General features: G+C 79.9%; 1 pseudogene. It reads right to left on the reverse strand.

Annotated features, from left to right (window positions below):
* Positions 1-617, reverse strand: a pseudogene (locus CCN42_RS43060) (hypothetical protein); the annotation flags it as partial.

The raw sequence follows: 617 nt of genomic DNA on the forward strand, positions 1-617 counted from the left end.
CCGCCGCACCGAACCGGCCGCCCGCCGCAGCGGCGCCACGAGGTGCCGGGGGAGCAGCCCGAGGTCGGTGAGCGCTCGTACGGCGGTGCGCTGCACGGGGTGGAAGGCCTCCGACGTCACCGCCTGGCGGGCGAGCGGCGCGAGGACGTCCTCGGTGCGCCGCCCCGTGATCCGCCACACCGCGTACGCCGCCTCGGCGCGGGTCGGTGGTGCCCCGTGGGCCAGACACTCCTCCACGAACGGCAGCAACGGCGCTCCGGCGGGCCCGAGTTCACCCGCCCGGGGCACGGCCCAGCCGCGCAGCTCGCCGGTGAGGAGCGGACGCAGCACGGAGACCGCGAACGCGGCGTCCCCGGTGACGCGGTGGTGCGCCACCGCCGCGTGGCCCGCCAGGCCCTCGTCGTCGGTCTCGGCCGCCTGCCGCAGTGCCCGCTCGGCCCCGGCCCCGGCCCGCGGCCCGATCGCGCCGAGCAGGGTCACGACGTCGTACCCGTGACCGCCGTGGCCCACCAGCTCCGCCAGCCGGGACGCCGACGGGGCGGCGAGGGCGGGGAAGCGGGCGAGCGGGGCGAGCAGGGTGCCGGGCGGTGGCCCGGTTCCGGAGTCCAGCCGGGCCG

Origin of the sequence: Streptomyces glaucescens (assembly GCF_002154375.1) — a bacterium.
GTDB lineage: Bacteria > Actinomycetota > Actinomycetes > Streptomycetales > Streptomycetaceae > Streptomyces > Streptomyces glaucescens.